Source organism: Thermomonospora catenispora (assembly GCF_006363815.1).
GTDB lineage: Bacteria > Actinomycetota > Actinomycetes > Streptosporangiales > Streptosporangiaceae > Thermomonospora > Thermomonospora catenispora.
Map to the genome: position 1 here is coordinate 1 of NZ_RRYT01000093.1, position 803 is coordinate 803.

General features: G+C 71.0%; 1 protein-coding gene. It reads right to left on the reverse strand.

Annotation, left to right across the window (positions count from 1 at the left end; genetic code table 11):
• Positions 1–803: DUF5685 family protein (locus EIO00_RS23970; RefSeq protein WP_140182712.1), on the reverse strand; the 803-nt coding region annotated here is incomplete at both ends.

An 803-nucleotide genomic window follows, 5' to 3' on the forward strand; every position in this document is an offset into this window, starting at 1 on the left:
GAGGGCTTTGACCAGGCGGTCGTCCTCCAGATCCAGATCGGCCAACGCCAACCGCAACCCCTGCAGCGCGTCCTCGCAATACCGACGCGCCTCCGCCAGATCCGTCCCCGTGGCGATCAACGGGTTGTAAACGCCGCCGGCCCGATCCTCCTCCAGGTCCTCCACCGCATCGAGCAGATGCGCCAACCGACCGAAGAACCGCCCCGCCTCCGCCAACGCCTCCGCGTTGTGCGGCTTGCCCGCCAACACCGCCGTATGCGCGAACGCCGCCGCCACCGCCGTCTCCGTCGGCTCGGTCAGCTCCAACAACCCCACACCGCCGGCACGCTCCAACTCGACCTGCCGGTCCACCGCCTCCCGCAACACCGACACATCGAACCCGAGCGCCGACCCCGCACGCGCCCCCGCCGCATCCCACCGATCGGCCAGCCGAGACGCCCCGGCCGCCACCAGCCTGCCGCGATAGCCCCGATCCCGATCCGCCACATGATCACGGGTCTTGGCGGCGGCCAGCATGAGCGACACCGCCGCGGCCAGCCGAGCCCCCTCGGCCTCGGCGCCGACCACCTCGGCCCGCCGCATCCCCCGCAACACGCACCGCCCCGCCGCCCGCCGCGGAGAACGCTCCGGACTCTGCGCCTCGACCAACACCGACACCAACAACCCGTCGTAGTTGGTCACCAACCGCGCCGCCTGCCCATGCTCGGCCCGCAGCGTCAAACACAACCCGCACAGATGCGCCATCCACTCCGCCAGCAACGACCGACACATCACATGACGGCAGGGCCGCACTACTCCGAACA